General features: G+C 72.3%; 11 protein-coding genes. 3 read left to right on the forward strand and 8 right to left on the reverse strand.

Annotated elements, in window-relative coordinates:
* The first annotated feature begins 85 nt into the window (after positions 1 to 85).
* Positions 86 to 3,367, forward strand: a complete 3,282-nt coding sequence (locus ACQEVU_RS39890; RefSeq protein ID WP_433333083.1) for a hypothetical protein — start codon at positions 86 to 88, stop codon at positions 3,365 to 3,367.
* A gap of 626 nt (positions 3,368 to 3,993) precedes the next feature.
* Here ACQEVU_RS39890 and ACQEVU_RS39895 read toward each other — a convergent pair.
* Positions 3,994 to 4,572: a nucleotidyltransferase family protein gene (locus ACQEVU_RS39895; protein WP_433335258.1), complete on the reverse strand. Its 579-nt coding sequence runs from the start codon at positions 4,570 to 4,572 to the stop codon at positions 3,994 to 3,996.
* A gap of 73 nt (positions 4,573 to 4,645) precedes the next feature.
* On the opposite strand from ACQEVU_RS39895, the gene ACQEVU_RS39900 reads away from it, so the two are divergent.
* Entirely contained in the window at positions 4,646 to 5,140 is a 495-nt protein-coding gene (locus ACQEVU_RS39900) for an NUDIX domain-containing protein (RefSeq protein WP_433333085.1), read from the forward strand.
* Positions 5,141 to 5,313: 173 nt separating this feature from the next.
* On the opposite strand, the gene ACQEVU_RS39905 is transcribed toward ACQEVU_RS39900, so the two are convergent.
* From ACQEVU_RS39905 to ACQEVU_RS39935, 7 genes are all read right to left on the reverse strand, one after another.
* A complete protein-coding gene (locus tag ACQEVU_RS39905; RefSeq protein ID WP_433333087.1) occupies positions 5,314 to 6,999 on the reverse strand; it encodes a bifunctional 3'-5' exonuclease/DNA polymerase in 1,686 nt (561 codons plus the stop codon).
* 73 nt (positions 7,000 to 7,072) lie between these two features.
* Positions 7,073 to 7,879, reverse strand: a complete 807-nt coding sequence (locus ACQEVU_RS39910; protein WP_433335260.1) for a carbohydrate ABC transporter permease — start codon at positions 7,877 to 7,879, stop codon at positions 7,073 to 7,075.
* 148 nt (positions 7,880 to 8,027) lie between these two features.
* Positions 8,028 to 8,969: a carbohydrate ABC transporter permease gene (locus ACQEVU_RS39915; RefSeq protein WP_433333089.1), complete on the reverse strand. Its 942-nt coding sequence runs from the start codon at positions 8,967 to 8,969 to the stop codon at positions 8,028 to 8,030.
* Between the two features lie 25 nt (positions 8,970 to 8,994).
* A complete protein-coding gene (ngcE, locus tag ACQEVU_RS39920) occupies positions 8,995 to 10,401 on the reverse strand; it encodes an N-acetylglucosamine/diacetylchitobiose ABC transporter substrate-binding protein (RefSeq protein ID WP_433333091.1) in 1,407 nt (468 codons plus the stop codon).
* A gap of 22 nt (positions 10,402 to 10,423) precedes the next feature.
* A complete protein-coding gene (locus ACQEVU_RS39925) occupies positions 10,424 to 11,176 on the reverse strand; it encodes a sugar isomerase domain-containing protein (protein ID WP_433335262.1) in 753 nt (250 codons plus the stop codon).
* Between the two features lie 38 nt (positions 11,177 to 11,214).
* Entirely contained in the window at positions 11,215 to 12,210 is a 996-nt protein-coding gene (locus ACQEVU_RS39930) for a MurR/RpiR family transcriptional regulator (protein WP_433333093.1), read from the reverse strand.
* Positions 12,211 to 12,562: 352 nt separating this feature from the next.
* On the reverse strand, positions 12,563 to 13,837 hold the full coding sequence (locus tag ACQEVU_RS39935) for an aspartate aminotransferase family protein (protein ID WP_433333095.1): 1,275 nt from the start codon (positions 13,835 to 13,837) through the stop codon (positions 12,563 to 12,565).
* Positions 13,838 to 13,884: 47 nt separating this feature from the next.
* On the opposite strand from ACQEVU_RS39935, the gene ACQEVU_RS39940 reads away from it, so the two are divergent.
* Positions 13,885 to 14,904 (forward strand): coiled-coil domain-containing protein, encoded by a 1,020-nt coding sequence (locus ACQEVU_RS39940; RefSeq protein ID WP_433333097.1) that lies wholly within the window; start codon positions 13,885 to 13,887, stop codon positions 14,902 to 14,904.
* Positions 14,905 to 15,144: the final 240 nt, after the last annotated feature.

A 15,144-nucleotide genomic window follows, 5' to 3' on the forward strand; every position in this document is an offset into this window, starting at 1 on the left:
CCGGGAATTGTGCGGGCCCGAACGTACGTTGCCGGGCGCGAATATCCGCGTGCGCCGCCCTTGACCGATGCCGGACCATGGCAGGGTGACGCGACTGTCCGGCGGGGTGATCCCACCCCCTCACGAGCGCGTCTGGCTTCTCGGCGTGCCGCCTTCCGCTTCCGCTCCCAACCGCGGTCGCGGCCGCTCTGCCACGACCGCTGTCGACGGCGCGGCCGGCTCCCCCGCCGCGGCCGACCCCGGCGCGGCCCATCTCGGCGCGGCCGACCCCGGCGCGGGCCATCTCGGCGCCGCCGACCCCGGCGCGGCCGACTCGCCCGCCGCGGCCAACCCCGGCGCCGCCGAGGCCCCCATCGCGGCCCATCTCGGCGCGGCCGACCCCGGCGCGGGCCATCTCGGCGCCGCCGACCCCATCACGGCCCATCTCGGCGCGGCCGACCCCATCGCGGGCCATCTCGGCGCCGCCGACCCCGGCGCGGCCGACTCGCCCGCCGCGGCCAACCCCGGCGCGGCGGCCGCCTCCGCCGCCCCGTCCGTGCGCGGCGCGGCGGGGGCAGATACGGACATATCACGATTTTTCGCGGTATCGGCGGCGAACGGCGGGCGGCCCGGGGCGCCGGTGGTCGTTGGGCCCGCGGATGCGGGTGCGGGGCCGGTGCGGCGGGCGCTCGCCGAGCTCGCGCGGCTCGTCGCGGCCGGCGGGGTCGTCGCCGCCGACTCCGGGGCCGGCCTCGGCGGCGGGTTCCGGGCGGCGCGCCTGGAGGGCGGGGCCGGCGACCGCCGCGACGGCATGCTCGCCGCCCTCGGCATCGTCGACGCCGCCGCCCTCGGCCCGCCCGCGGCGATCTCCGTCGCGCTGTTCGGCCCCGATGCGACCAAGCCGCTCGGCGCGGCCGCGACCGCCGCCGTGGCCGCCGCCCGCTGGCCGGCCCTGCGCCTGGCCGTCGCCGCCGCCGACCTGCTCGGCCCCGAGCAGCTCGTCACCGTGCTCGCCCTCGAGGCGCCCGGCGGCACCGACCCGTTCCCGGACGGGCTGCCCTCCGTCGTCGGCACGCACCTGCGCCGGGTCCTGGGCCCGCTGCCTCGCCCGCGCCGCCTGGCGCTCCTGCTCGACCTGTGGGCGTCCGTGTGCGCCCACCAGGAGCGCCGCCGCCGCGCCGAGGCCCGCCGCGCGACCCAGGGGCGGGTGGACCGGCTGGACGACCTGCACTCGCGGTACGAACGCTATGACGACGACACGATCCTCGCGGCGCTGCGGCTCAGCCTCGGCTACGAGCCGTCGCTGGCGGACGCGGCACGGTGGCGGATCCCGCAGTGGTACACCAACGCCCGCGCCACCGCCGCCCTGCACGACTGCCTGGCCGCGACCGTGCTGGCGCGCCTGGCCGCGTCCGTCGCCGACCACGGGGTGGCCGAGGCGCTGCGCCGGCACCGCCACGAGATCGCCGCCGCGGCCGAGCTGGCCGACCCACAGGACCTGAGCCTGGCCGCCCGCAAGGTGCCGGGCCTCACCGGCCTGCCCGCCCGTCCCGCGGTGATCCTGCGGGACCTGCAACGCCGCCTCACCGCCCCCGAGGCGTTCGTGGTGAACGCGATCGCGAACGCGCGGGCGTACGGGATGCTGGCCTTGAGCAATGCGACCACCTTGCTGTGGGGTCTGGTCGGCGAGACCGACGAGCGGGCCCGGCAGGCCGCGGCGCAGTGGGCGGCCGGCTCGCTGGCCAAGTGGCGCAAGGCCGTCGGCGTGCTCTCCCCCGACCGCCCCGCCCGCTGGTTCCAGCCGCCGCTGCTGGACGCCGGCGACGGCGTGAGCATCGCCCAGCTGCTCGAGCGCGGCGAGCCGTTCCGGGAGGACATCGGCGACATGCTGTGGCTCGCCGAGCTCGGCGACGCCATCGCCCGCCTCTACGGCCACGAGGCGGCCGAGGTCGAGCCGGGCCGGGTCCCGTTCGTCGACGCCCAGCCGGTCGCCCCGCCGCCCTCGCCGCTGGAGCCCTCGCTGGAGTCGATCGCCGCCGCGGCCGGCGGCGCCGCGCAGCTCGCCGGCCTGACCGCCTTCGGCGTGGACGCCCCGGCCGACCCGGTGCCGGCCGCGCGCCGCGCCCGCACCTGGCCCGGCCTCGTCGCCGCCCTCGCCGCGGCCGTCACCGGCGACGCGCTGGCCGGCGAGTTCAAGGTCCCGCCGGCCGTCGAGGCCACCGACGGCACCGACCTGCCGGGCGGCGCCGGGGAGCGCATCGAGATCGCCCGGTCGGCCCGCCAGACCGCACTCTGGGGCGCGTACATGGGCAACTGCATCGGCGGCCCCGAGTACACGGCCCGGGCCATGAACGGCCACGTGCTCGTCGCGGTGCGCTCCCCCGCCGGCCGCATCCTGATCAACGCCGAGCTCGTCCCGACCATGCACCGATGGCGCATCGGGGAGCTGCGGGCCCGCTTCAACCAGGACCCGGACCCCGAGCTGGAGCGCCGGTTCCGGGAGTGGGCCGCCGCGCTCCCCCCGCGCCCCCGCCCGGCGGACGTGACGGCGCTGGAGGCGGCGGACGACCCGGCGACGGACGACGCGGCTCTCGCCCCCACGCCGTACCGCGGGGCGCGAGCCGGGTCGCGATCCGCCCGTACACCCGCGGCCCGCATCGCCGCCGAGCACGGCCCCGCCCTGGCCGCCCGCGCCGCGCAGACCCGCCGGGAGCGGGCCGACGACCTGCGCCCCCTCGCGGACCTGGCCGGCCGGCTGCCGGCGGCCGGCCCGAGCGGGGACCCGCTGACCACGCTGCGCCGCGCGACGCGCCCGGCCCTGATCCGCGCGGTGACGGCCGCCCTCGAGGCCGGCGAGGGCCCGCGGCTGTGGCGCGCCTCCGCGGTACGCCCCCTCGCCGAAACGCTGCGAACCCCGGCCGCACCCCCAGACCTGTCCCCCCTGCTCGTCGACGCACCGCTGCCGGGCTCGCTGCGCACGCTCGCCCGCCGCCCGGGCGTCGCCGAGGCGCGCACCGCCGACCTGGTCGCCCAGCGCGTCCGCGCGACGCTGGGCGACCTGCTGCGCGAGGGCCATCCCGCACTGGTCGCGGCGCGCCCGCGCGGGATCACGGTGCCGATGCTGTGCGCCTGCGCCCTGGCCGTCACCACCTGGTCCGGGCCGGGGCTGGCGGTACTCGGGCCGCGGAAGGTGCACGTGCCGGGCTTTCCCGCCTCGGCGCTGCACGAGGAGACCGGTCCGTGGGCCGCGGCGTGGCCGGACGCGGAGGAGCTGGGGGCGGTGCGCGAGTCGTTCTGGGACCGCATCGCCGAGCACGGGCTGCTGGTGCCGGCGGGCTGGCTGGTGCAGGGCGGGTGGCCGGCGCTGTGGCAGACCGCCCACCGCTGAACCGCCGCGCCCGCGCGACGACAACGCACCGCCGCGTCGGGCCTTAGCGCCGCGAGAGGCCGCACCGCGGCGTCGGTCAGGACCGCCACGTGGGGCCGCACCGCCGGGCTCACCCGCAGCGCTGCGCGCACCGCCGAACGGCTCGCGGCGCCGGGCTCGCCCGCGCCGCCATACCGCCGCGCCGCCACACCGCCGCACCGCCGCGCCGCCACACCGCCGCACCGCCGCGCCGGTGCACCGCCGCGCCGCCACACCGCCGCACCGCCACACCGCCGCACCGCCACACCGCCGCACCGCCACACCGCCGCACCGCCGCGCCGCCACACCGCCGCGCCGCCACACCGCCGCGCCGCCACACCGCCACACCGCCACGCCGCCACGCCGCCGCGCCGGTGCACCGCCGCGCCGGTGCACCGCCGCACCGCAAGGCTCACCCGCACCACCGACCGCGCCGCCGCGCTCCCCCGGCACCGGCCGCCCCCAATCGCCGCGGTGTCCGATTGCGCACGGATTTTTCGCCTGACGGGCGAAAAATCCGACAAGTCGCGGCACGGAGTGCCCGACTTGTCGGACCGCGCAGCGCAAGCGTCCGGGAGCGACCGCGACCCCACCGAGCCGCGCAGGGACTACTCCTCCGGCGGGACGTCCAGGTCCGTGTCGTCGGCGATGTCCTCGCACGGCACGCCCTGGACCAGGTCGGCGTGGGCGACCAGGTAGGCCCGGGCCCCCACGTCCGCCGTGGCCAGCGTCGTCACGCCCGGCCAGTGGTCCCGGCCCAGGATCACCGGATGGCCCCGCTTGCCCTTGTACGTCGCCGTGAGCAACGCGCCGGGGCCCGGCGGCGCGGCCGCGAGCAGCCGGGCCACCGCGTCCGGGCCGATGCCCGGCGTGTCGACCAGGAGCACGGCGGCGGCCTCGGCGTCGGTCTCGGCCAGCGCGGCCAGGCCGACGCGCAGCGACGAGCCCATGCCGCTCTTCCAGGTCGGGTTGTCGACCAGCGAGACGTCGCCCAGCGACGCCTCGGTGCGCACGCGAGGGGACTCGGCGCCGAGGACGACCCAGATACGCGTGCAGCCGCCGTCGCGGAGGGTGGCGACGGCGCGTTCGACCAGCAGGCGGCCGTCCTCGTGGCGCACGAGGGCCTTCGGCCCGCCATACCGGCGGCCGCCACCTGCGGCGAGAACCAGTCCGACTATCGCGCTCAGCGGGGCTCTCCTACATCAACGGGTCAGCACCGACTCCGATCAGATTAGTACCCGCTCGGTAGGCTGCATGCTCATGGCCCTCCATGATCACTGTTCGTATTGCGGTGCCGCCTATGCGCAAGGGGCGGGCTGGCCGCGGGTCTGTGCGGCGTGCGGGGAGACGACGTGGCGCAACCCGCTGCCGGTTGCCGTCATATTGTTGCCCGTCGACACGGACGAGGGGCGCGGGATCGTCGTCGTGCGGCGGGACATCGAGCCGATGCGCGGCGAGCTGGCGCTGCCGGGCGGGTTCATCGAGCTCGGCGAGACGTGGCAGGAGGCGGCGGCGCGGGAACTGCGCGAGGAGACCACGATCCTCGCCGACGCCGGGGATGTGCGGCTCTTCGACGTGCACAGCACGGAGCGCAATCTCATCGTGTTCGGGGTACTGCCGCCGCGTCCCCTGACGCAGGTCCCGCAGTCGGTGCGCACCGAGGAGTCGCTCGGGTTCGAGGTGTCGGTCGGGCCGCGGGCGCTGTGCTTCCCGACCCACACCGACATGCTGGCCGCCTACTTCGCGTCGCTGTGACGCTCCACGATCGACACGTCGAGCGGGAAACGACATGCTGGCCGCCTACTTCGCGTCGCTGTAGCGCTCCACGATCGACACGTCGAGCGGGAAACGACATGCTGGCCGCCTACTTCGCGTCGCTGTAGCGCTCCACGATCGACACGTCGAGCGGGAAACGACATGCTGGCCGCCTACTTCGCGTCGCTGTAGCGCTCCACGATCGACACGTCGAGCGGGAAGCGGACCTCGGTGTCGCCGAAGAGCAGGCGGCGGGCCTCGTCGCCGGCGGCGTGCACGGCCGCGGCGACGGCCTCGGCCTCCTCCCGCGGGCAGTGCACGACCACCTCGTCGTGCTGGAAGAACACCAGCTCCGCGCGGAGGCCGGCCAGCGCCGCCCGGAGGCGGGCCAGCAGGACCAGGGCCCACTCGGCGGCGGTGCCCTGGATGACGAAGTTGCGCGTGAACCGGCCGCGGGCCCGGCCCCTGGCGCCGCCGCGGAACTCGGCCTCGGCGCCGGGCTCGTCGTAGCCCTCGCGCCAGGTCGCCGACGCCGGCGGGCAGGTACGCCCGAGCCAGGTGCGCACCAGTCCCCCGGCCTCGCCGGTGCGGGCCGCCTCCTCGACGAGGTCCCACGCGGTCGGGTAGAAGCGGCGCAGCGACGCGAGCGCGGGGGCGGCGTTGCCGCCGGTCTGGCCGTACATCGCCCCGAGCAGCGCGATCTTGGCCTTCGCGCGGTCGCCGTCGAACGCCTCGGCGGCCAGGGCCGCGTAGAGGTCGCCGGCCGCGCCCGCGCGGGCCAGGCGCCGGTCGCCGGAGACGGCGGCGAGCACGCGGGGCTCCAGCTGGCCGGCGTCGGCGACGACGAGCGCCCAGCCGGGGTCGGCGACCACGGCCCGGCGCACCACCTTGGGGATCTGCAGGGCGCCGCCGCCGCGGGTGGCCCAGCGGCCGGAGACGACGCCGCCGGGGATGTACTCGGCGCGGAAGCGCCCGCCGGTGACCCACTGCTCCAGCCACGACCAGCCGTGCGCGACCCAGAGGCGGTACAGCTCCTTGTACTCCAGCAGGATCGGCACCGCCGGGTGGTCGACGTGCTCGAGCTCCCACCGCCGCGTGCTGCGCAGCATGATCCCGGCCCGGGCGAACGCGCGCAGCAGCTCGGCCGGGGAGTCGGGGTGCACCCGCTGGCCGAGGGCGTCGTTGAGCCGCGCGCCGAGCTCGGCCAGGCGGGCGGGCGGGCCGCCGACCGGCGACGGCGGGCCGAGCAGGTCGCGCAGCAGGGCGTCGTGCACGTCGGCGCGCCACGGCAGCCCGGTCAGGCCGATCTCGACGGCGACCAGCGCCCCGGCGGACTCCGCGGCGATCAGGGTGCGCATCCCGCCGGCCCGCGGGGCGAGGGCGTGGGCCGAGGCCAGTTCCGGCAGGGCCTCGGTCCGCCGCCGCTGAGCCTGATACACCAACATCAACTCATCCAGTGGTACCGCTGGAGCGTCGAAGGCATCGAACAGCGAATCCTGCGACAGTCCGGGCGGCTCGGCGGCCCGGGCCGGAGGGTCCGGCGGCTCGGGGCGCCCGGCCAGGCGCGCGCTCGCCGCGGCGACCGTGCGCGGCCGGCCCCAGGCGCCCTCCGCGCCGAGCAGGAGCGCCTCGGCCAGCTCGAGGTCGTGGCAGCGCTCGACGCGCACGCCGGCGCGCACCAGCCGGGGATAGATCTCGGCCGTCGACGGCCAAAGCCAGCGGGGGCGGTCGCGTGACTCGACTCGTGCGACCGCCCCCGCCAGGTCGGGGACGTGCTCCTCGCCGCCGGTGGGCGTGCCGTCATCGGCCAGCGGCCGCAGGAGGCCGCCGGCGCCGGAGGGCGTCACCGCGACGAGCATCAGGGCATTACATCGCACGACCCCGGCACTTCTGCATCGAAGCACCGGGGCCGCGCGGGTCTGTGAGCAGGATCTACTTCGACACGCCGCTGGTGAGGCCAGCCTGAACCTGCCGCTGGAACACGATGTACACGATGAGGACCGGCAACATCGCCATCGTCAGACCAGCGAAGAGGCCCGACCAGTCCGACTTGTACCCCTGGTTCACCGACAGGCTGATGAGGCCCTGCGCGAGCACCTGGTGCGTCTTGCCCGCGCCCGACAGGTCCTGCATGAGCACCGTCGGGAGGTACCACTGGTTCCACTGCCCGAGCACGTTGAAGATGCCGATGCTGATCAGGCCGGGCTTGGCCATCGGCAGCATCACGCGGAAGAACAGCGTGCTGTGCGAGGCGCCGTCGACCAGCGCGGCCTCCGCGACGGAGGTCGGCAGCGTTCGGAAGAACGAGTGCATGAAGAAGATCGTGAACGACAGCGACCAGGCGACGTACACGAGGATCAGCATGAGCCGCGAGTTCAGGCCGAGCAGCGGGATCGAGACGCCGGTGTTGTACACGCCCTTGAACAGGGGCACCACCGCGAGATACACCGGCAGCGTCAGCCCGGACAGGAACAGGAAGTAGATCGCGCGGTTGCCCGGGAAGTCGTAGCGGGCCAGCACGTACGCGGCCATCGAGCCCAGCAGCATGGTCAGGACCACGCCGCCGCCGACGACGATCACGGTGTTGAAGAAGAACCCGCCGAGGCCGCCTTTGGTCCACGCCCGCGCGAAGTTGTCCCACTGCAGCGTGTGCGGGTTGAGCGACAGCGGCTCCTTGATGATGTACTTGTCGCTCTTGAACGACGAGATCACCACCCACAGCAGCGGGTACACCACCATGAGCGCCCAGACGATCAGGAACAGGTGGGAGAAGCCGCCGAAGATCCGGTCGCCGATCCTGGCCGGCTCTTTGGAGGCCCTCGGCGCCGCATCCCGGTGGCCGCCCCTGGGCGCGGTCCGCCTGTCGTTCACCACCACGTCAGCCATGTCAGAACTCGATTCGCTCGCGGCGGGTGACCCGCAGCTGGATGGCGGCGATCAGCATCGTGAAGATCGCCAGCGCCACACCGAGGGCGCAGGCGTAGCCGAACTGACCGCGGTTGAAGGCGGTGAACTGAATCACCGACGCGAAGATCTCGGAGGCGTGGTCGGGGCCGCCCTGGCTGGGGGTCATGACGTAGACCAGGGCGAACATGTCCAGCGCGGTGATGCCGAGGTAGACCCAGGCGACCGAGATGTTGTCCCGCAGCAGCGGCAGCGTGATGCGCACGAAGGTGTGGAGGCGCCCGGCGCCGTCCAGCAGCGCCGCCTCGTAGATCTCCTTCGGGATGCCCTGCATCGCCGCCGAGAACAGGACCATGTAGAAGCCGACGCCGCTCCAGACCGCGATCACGAGCAGCCACCACAGCACGGCGGGGATGCCGAAGATCGGGGTGGGGTCGGCCACGAAGGCGTTGGGGTGTTGCGGGTCGATCAGGTGGGCCTTGATGAGCAGGCCGTTGATGAGGCCCTGGTCGTCACCGCGGTAGATCTGTCCCCACATGACCGCGATGAGGACCAGGGAGAGCACCTGGGGGAAGAAGAAGATGATCTTGTAGGCACCGGACCCGAAGACGCCCCGGATGCCGGCCCTGTCTCCGCGCCCGCCCACATTGAGCAGGAACGCGAAGAACAGGGCCAGCACGATCGTGAACAGCGGCACGGTGACGAGGAAGAACACGTTGTGCCAGAAGGCCTTGTGTACCAGCTCGTCCTTGAACAGGCGAACGTAGTTGTCGAAGCCCACGAAGTTCTGCTTGTCCGAGTAGCCGCCCCAGTCGGTGAACGAGTAACCCACCGCCTGGGCGAACGGCCACACCACGTAGAACGCGAAGAGCAGTACGGGAAGGGCGAGGAAGCCCGTCACGAACCGCGCTTTACCGTGCCGCATGATCAGTCACTACCTAACCGGGGAATCAGTTGGTCCGGGTCTGCTTCTTGACGTTCGGGTCCTTGGAGACCTTGTCCGCGATGGCCTGCATCTTGGTGACGAAGCCCGCGGCGTCGACACGGCCGGCCATCAGGTCCTCCGAGAGGTTCTGGCTCTCCTTGTCGTAGTCGGCGTAGAAGTCCGGGTAGCGGAACGAGATCAGGTCCGCGGGCGCGTTCTTCATGAGCGCGTTCGCGCTGGCCAGCGCCGTGTCGTCAACCTTGTCGCCCGAGCCCTTGACGGACGCGAGGGACTTGGTGAGGGACGCGAAGGCGCCCGCACCCTCGGTGGACAGCATCGCGCGCAGGTACTCCTTCGCGCCAGCGGCGTTCGCGGCCTTCGCCGGAACGACCCAGTCCTCGCCGGCACCGGCGTAGACCGCGCCCGGCGCCTTCGCGCCCGCGACGTCCCAGTAGTTCGAGAGCGTCAGCTTGAAGGTCGGGGGCAGGGTCTTGGCCATCTCGTTCTTGTACCAGGTGCCGAGCTGGATGAAGGCGGCCTTGCCGTCGAGGTGGGCCTGCTGCGACGTGGTGTGGTTGAGCGCCGAGGAGCCGGCCAGGATCAGCTGGTCCTTGACCATCTTCTCGATGTTCTGCAGGCCGGCGAGGATGCCGTCGGCCTTCCACGCGTCCGGCTTGAGGTTGTCGATGTCGACCACGGCCTGCTTGCCGGCCGCGTTCCACACCGTCGCCATGATGTGCCAGCGCGGGTAGTAGCCGTGCACACCGTCGTAGACGAACGGGGCGACGCCGGCGGCCTTGATCTTCGGGGCCAGGGCGAAGAAGTCGTCCCAGGTCTTCGGCGCGGTCCAGCTGTTCTTCTCGAACAGGGCGGCGTCGTACCACATGCCCCACACGGTGTACGCGTACTTGAGCGTGTAGAACTTGCCCTGGAAGGTGCCGTCGTTGATGGTGCCCGGCAGCAGCACGTCGCGGATCTTGCCCGTGCCGTCCCAGGTGGGGGCGTCGAGCAGGTCGTCCAGCGGCTGGATCGCGTTCTCGTTGATCAGCGTGCTGGTGTCCATGTTGTCGGCGCCCGAGTTGTTGATCAGGTCGCTGGGGGAGGTAGCCATCTTCGGCTGCTCCTGCGTCTTGATCTTCTGGGTCGCGCTCTGGTTCACCGTGACGTTCGCGTGCTTCGCCTTGAAGATCTCGACGTCCTTCTTGGCGTAGTCCGTGCCCAGACCGCCGTCGAAGACGACGACCTTGACGGTGGTGCCGTCCTTCACGCCGAACGGGTTGTCGTTGGACTTGGCGGCACCGCCGTTGTCGGCGGGCTTGTCATCGCTGCTGGAGCCGGCGCAAGCGCTGAGCAGACCGGCAGCCGGCGTGGCGAGCAGGCCCGCAGCCGCCGCGCGCCGCAGGACGGTACGACGAGTCAGATCATTGGACATTTGGGGGTCTCCTCGGTTCGGGTCAGGCGGTGCGCCGGACACGCCCGGCGTACCGCGACTCGAGGGTGTGGTTGTGCTCGTCCCCGCCGGGGACGTTTGCGGACAGGTAGACGGGAGCCACCTCGCCCGCGGCCTCGATGCGTCGCACGACCTCGGCGACCACCAGCTGCGCGAGCAGCGCGTTGGTGACCGAAGAGACCGGGCAGACCGCGCCGCCGCTCTCCAGCGACAGCAGTGCGTCTCCGTACGGCGCGCCGTTGTCCAGCACGACGTCGGCAATGTCGGCGAGCCGCTGGCCCGAGGGGTGCCTGGGGGACACCCGAGCGGTGTGCTCGACCGATGTGATCGCGATCAACCTGTGCCCGCGCTGCTTGATCAGCAGCGCCATCTCGACAATCCCCCCGTTGATCCCGGACTGTGAGGCCATCACGAACACGTCTTCTGGACGCGGCGCGGCGATCTCGTAGAGCCGGGCGGCGATGCTCGGATCGCGTTCCAGCTTCTCGTCCTCGAGGATCTTCGGGTCCGCGCCGCCGTAGACGACGAGGTCCCGAAGGAGGATCTTGTTCGTCGGCACGAGGCCCCCGGCGCGGCCGGCGAAGTCCACCGCCACCGCCTCGGAGTGTCCCGTGCCGAACGCCTGGAGGAGACCGCCGGCGCGCAGCGCGGCGGTGATGTGGTCGGCCGCCTCGTCAATGGCGCCGGCCTGGGTAAGGGCGATCCGGTCGATGACCGACTGGATCGCCGAGACGTAACCGTGAGCGGTGACGGCCATCCCGTCGCCCTTTCTCGCGCGAGCGTCCTGGAGGGTGGTCACGACGCTTCCTTTCCGGAGGCCGACCGGTGACCGGCGACCGCCTGGGCCGTGACGGAGAACGCTGCGTGTGCGCGCTCGTGGGTGCGCTGGGCGACCGCGATGTACAGCAGGTCGAGCACCACGAGCTGCGGGTGGCGCGCCGAGAGGGCGTCGGGCCGGAAGGTGGTCGCCTGCGTCGCGGTGAGCAGGACGATGTCGGCGACCTCGGCCAGCGGCGAGCGCGGGAAGCTGGTCAGCGCGATCGTCGTCGCGCCCCGGCTGCTCGCCTCGGCGATCATCTCGACCGTCTCGCGGGCCTGCCCGCTGTGCGAGATGCCGAGCGCGACGTCGCCGCCCTTGAGCAGCGCCGCGCTGGCCAGGCCGTTGTGCACGTCGGTCCAGGCCCAGGCGGCGACGCCGATGCGGTGCAGGCAGAACTGCATCTCCCCGCCGACCAGCGCACTGCCGCCCTGGCCGTAGATGTCCACCCGGTTGGCGCGGGCGATGGCCTCGGCGGCGCGCTCGACCTCGCCGAGGTCCAGCAGGGCGGCCGTGTCGTGCATCGCCTGCGTGTCGGCGGCCATGATCTGGCCGAGCACGCGCTCGAGCGGGTCGGTCGGCTGGATCTCGCGCCCGATGTCCATCGTCCAGCCGCCGGTGCGGGCGGCCCGGCCGGTCTCGCCGGCGATGGCCAGGCGCAGCTCGGCGTACCCGACGAAGCCCAGCGCCCGGCAGAAGCGGGTCACGGTGGCGGGCGAGGTGCCGCTGCGCTCGGCGAGCTCGACGATCGTCGAGCGGGCCGCGGCGGCCGGGTCGGCCAGGATCAGCTCGGCCACCCGCTGCAGCGCGCCGGTGAACTCCGGCAGCCCGGCGCGGACCCGCACCAGGACGCTCTCCCCCGCGACGGCGCTCGCGAGGACCTCGACCGGCGCCGGTGAGACGGGAGCGGGCGACAGCGGCGAGGCGCCGGCAGCGGTCTGCACCGCCGTCGTGAGCTCCTCGCGTGGCGACATGCTCGCTCCCTTTCAGCAAAGTTCCTTAACTGTTAGTGGTAAAAGTTCTTACTGCGGGGCCCTTCTTGTCAAGGAGTTGGGTGAAGTTTTCAAACTGTTACCTAAGAAGTGGATCTTAAGGGGGGCTAAAAGCCCAGGTCAGACCGGATGTCGATCTTGCCAACGGCCGCCCGGGGCCGGACCTAGAAGACCATCCGCAACGGCCCCCGCGGCAGGTGCGAGCCGAGATTTAGCCCGATTTGTTACATGCGGACCGACGGCGGAATTCCGCCGGTTTTCAGGGAAAAGGCCGAACCACCCGTCCTGGGATGGTTCGGCCTTGTCGTTGATCTTCGGGTTGACCTGGGCGTTCTCAGGTTGTAACACTTCCGTGCTCTTGCAGAGCGCTGGTCAGAATTTCCAAACCTTCGCGGGCCTCGTCCTCGGTGAGGGTCAGCGGCGGCCCCATCCGCAGCGTGGTGCCGTACAGCCCGCCCTTGCCGACCAGCAGCCCGTCGCGCTTGCACGACTCGAACACCGCGGTGGTCGCCGCCGCACTCGTGAGCTCGACGCCGATCATGAGGCCCTTGCCGCGTACCTCGACGACGATCGGGCTGCGCACCGCCCGCAGGCCGCCGAGGATGATCGCGCCGGTGCGCGCCGCGTTGGCCTGCAGGTCGTGCTCGACGATGTAGTACACCACCGCGTTGCCGGCCGCCGTGGAGATCGGGTTGCCGCCGAACGTCGAGAACGAGACGCCCTGCACCGACTCGAGGACCTCGGCCCGCCCGACCACGCCGGCCAGGGCGAAGCCGTTGCCGATGCCCTTGGCGAACGTGAGCAGGTCCGGCGTCACGCCGTGCGCCTGGTAGCCCCAGAAGTGCTCGCCGGTGCGCCCCCAGCCGGTCTGCACCTCGTCGCTGATCAGCAGGATGCCGTGCTCGTCGAGGACCCGCTGCCACACGGCCATGAGCTTGTCCGGGCCGTGCACGAACCCGCCGACGCCCTGGATCGGCTCGGCGATGAGGCAGGCGACCGGCCCCGCCGTGGTCGTGGCGAGCACCTCGCGGAGGTCCTCCTCGGCCGCCTCGAGGTACCGCTCGTCGCTCATCCCCCGCAGCAGCCCGCGCAGCCGGTCGCCGGAGTGCAGGTAGCTCACGTTGTACGGGCTGTACGCCGAGGCCGACCACGCCCGGTTGCCGGTCACCGCGATCGTCGCCGCCGTGCGGCCGTGGTAGCTGTTGCGCACGGCCAGGATGCTGTTGCTGCCCCGCTTGTTGGTGGCCACCTGCAGCGCCGCCTCGTTCGCCTCGGTGCCGGAGTTGGTGAAGAAGACCCGCGCGTCCGGGATGCCGGACAGCTTCGCGATCTTCTCGGCCAGCTCGACCTGGTGGCGGATGAGGTACAGCGTGGACGTGTGCACGATGCCGGTACGCAGCTGGCGCTCGACCGCCTCGCGGACCTCCGGCAGGTCGTAACCGAGCGAGTTGGTGAGGACCCCGCCGAAGAAATCCAGATACGTTTTTCCGTTACTGTCCGTGACGCGGGAACCCTTACCGGTGACGAGCTCGATCGGCTCGTCGTAGTACACGGGCATCCACGCGGGCATGACCCGCCGATGCCGGCTCAGTAGCTCGTCCATGCCCAATATTCTCGCGCTGGCGTTTTCAGGGCGCTTCGATATGCTGTCCCGCGATGTTGACGGCACCCAGACGTCTCCTCACGCTGCTGGTCACCGCACTGCTGCTGGTGGCCACGTTCGGTGACGCCGCACTGGCGGAACCGACACCGGGCGCAGACGAGGACGGCGGGCAGAACCTCACAGTGCGTCAGGCCCTGGACAAGGCGACCGCGGAGTACAACGACGCGAAGGGCCGGCTCGACAAGTCCGTCGCCGACCAGACCGCACTCAACGACCAGGTGACCAAGAGCCAGGCCCGGCTCACCGAACTGCAGGCGAACGCGGGCGCCATCGCCAACGCCGCCTACCGCGGCCGCCGGGTCAGCATGGTGAACGTGATCGTCGGCGCGACGAACGCCGACGACATGCTGCACAACATGGTCACGGTGGAGTACATGGCCCAGCTGGAGAATGACCAGCTGCACGAGGTCCTCGCCGCCCAGCAACAGCTGGAGCAGCAGAAGAAGGACATCGACGCGGCGGTGGCCAACCAGCAGGCGCAGCTGAAGATCATGGAGGCCAACAAGAAGGCCGCCGAGGACGCGCTGCGCAAGGCCGGCGGCGGCGCGGACGTGAGCGGCGGCGTGCCGAGCGGCGGCAAGGTGACCACCAACCCGGTCGCGCGCAACTCCGACGGTTCGTACCCGAAGGAGGGCTGCACGGGCGACGACCCCACCACCAGCGGGTGCCAGTCGCCGCGCACGACGAACATGTACAACGAGGCCCGCAAGGCCGGGTTCACGCACTACACGAGCTGCTACCGAAGCGGCGGCGGCGGCGACCACCCGCTCGGCAAGGCATGCGACTTCTCGGCCAATGCATCGACGTTCGTCAACGCAAGGGCGACGGGCTCCGACAAGACCTACGGCGACAACCTGGCCGCGTGGGCCCTGGCGAACGCGAAGAACCTCGGCATCAAGTACGTGATCTGGTACAAGCGCATCTGGCAGCCGAGCAGCGGCTGGAAGTCCTACGGCGGCGACGGCACACCGGCCGGCGACCACTACAACCACGTGCACATATCGATGCAGTAGCGGCGCAGATTCGGGCGTTGTCACGAAATGTCGGGCGCTTCGCGCCGCGACATTTCGGATTTATACCGTGCCGGGCGAAAAATCCGACAAGTCGTGGCACGGAGTGCCCGACTTGTCGGTTCAGCGCCAAGCGCCGGATTCGCCGGTTCAGCACGGGGCACCCGAGTTGGAGCAGCCCGACCTGCCGGCCTGCCGTATCCGCGCCGACCGGCCCGCTGCCATGTGCCGTTCGCGGCAGGA

Source organism: Dactylosporangium sp. CA-139066, assembly GCF_050936175.1.
Classification (GTDB): domain Bacteria; phylum Actinomycetota; class Actinomycetes; order Mycobacteriales; family Micromonosporaceae; genus Dactylosporangium.

What these genes read in the sequence shown, in the direction of transcription:
- ACQEVU_RS39900 (WP_433333085.1), top strand. Translation starts at nt 4,646, where the DNA reads ATGGCCCTCCATGATCACTGTTCGTATTGCGGTGCCGCCTATGCGCAA.
- ngcE (WP_433333091.1), bottom strand. Translation starts at nt 10,401, where the DNA reads ATGTCCAATGATCTGACTCGTCGTACCGTCCTGCGGCGCGCGGCGGCT.
- ACQEVU_RS39905 (WP_433333087.1), bottom strand. Translation starts at nt 6,999, where the DNA reads ATGCTCGTCGCGGTGACGCCCTCCGGCGCCGGCGGCCTCCTGCGGCCG.
- ACQEVU_RS39930 (WP_433333093.1), bottom strand. Translation starts at nt 12,210, where the DNA reads ATGTCGCCACGCGAGGAGCTCACGACGGCGGTGCAGACCGCTGCCGGC.
- ACQEVU_RS39910 (WP_433335260.1), bottom strand. Translation starts at nt 7,879, where the DNA reads ATGGTGGTGTACCCGCTGCTGTGGGTGGTGATCTCGTCGTTCAAGAGC.
- ACQEVU_RS39940 (WP_433333097.1), top strand. Translation starts at nt 13,885, where the DNA reads ATGTTGACGGCACCCAGACGTCTCCTCACGCTGCTGGTCACCGCACTG.
- ACQEVU_RS39915 (WP_433333089.1), bottom strand. Translation starts at nt 8,969, where the DNA reads ATGCGGCACGGTAAAGCGCGGTTCGTGACGGGCTTCCTCGCCCTTCCC.
- ACQEVU_RS39925 (WP_433335262.1), bottom strand. Translation starts at nt 11,176, where the DNA reads ATGGCCGTCACCGCTCACGGTTACGTCTCGGCGATCCAGTCGGTCATC.